Genomic DNA, 651 nt, shown 5'->3' with positions numbered 1-651 from the left:
AATCGCATCAACACGATTTATTACATTCGGCGTTCTGGGTTTGCCTTGGGTTTTGTGATTAAGGCATCAAAATTCAGGTTGGTTTGCATAGTAATAAACGTGTTATGCCAGCGTTATACGTACTTTTTTGATTAAGGGAGTTTGAGTTTGAAAGGTATTTGTTTGTGTGGCGAGGTGTCGTTTGAGCTATCTGGTGCCTTACCTCCGATTTATCAGTGTCATTGTTCGCTTTGTCGCAAAGTATCTGGGTCGTCATCGAATTCAGCTTTAATTGTTAAAGCGGATAGTTTCAAATGGCTTTCGGGTACAAATTCTATTGGTCGTTATGTTTCAAGTTCAGGCTTTAAATCGGAATTTTGCCAGTGTTGTGGAAGCCCTGTGCCGAACCTTAGCTCAAGCAAAGATAAATATTGGGTGCCAGCAGGATTGATGTCTGAAGATTTAGAAACAACAATCAAGGCTCATGTCTATGTTAATTCGCGAGCAAACTGGGATGAGGCATTTATCTGCGATAACGTCGAAGAATTTGCCACAATGCCTTCAGAATCTGAATGGTTGAAACTATCGGATAAACCGTACGCATAACAAATGCATCAACACGATTTGCTACACTCGGCGTTGTCAGTTTGTCTTTAGTTTCAGTGATTAAGG

Annotated in this window: 1 protein-coding gene; it reads left to right on the top strand. The window is 40.7% G+C overall.

Annotation, left to right across the window (positions count from 1 at the left end):
* The first annotated feature begins 147 nt into the window (after positions 1–147).
* Entirely contained in the window at positions 148–585 is a 438-nt protein-coding gene (locus tag A6E06_RS18465) for a GFA family protein (RefSeq protein ID WP_065594262.1), read from the top strand.
* Positions 586–651 lie beyond the last annotated feature (66 nt).

This window comes from Aliivibrio sp. 1S175, assembly GCF_001690985.1.
Taxonomy (GTDB): Bacteria; Pseudomonadota; Gammaproteobacteria; order Enterobacterales; family Vibrionaceae; genus Aliivibrio.
Note: the sequence above shows the minus strand (reverse complement) of the source record. Positions and strands in the feature narration are given on the sequence as shown.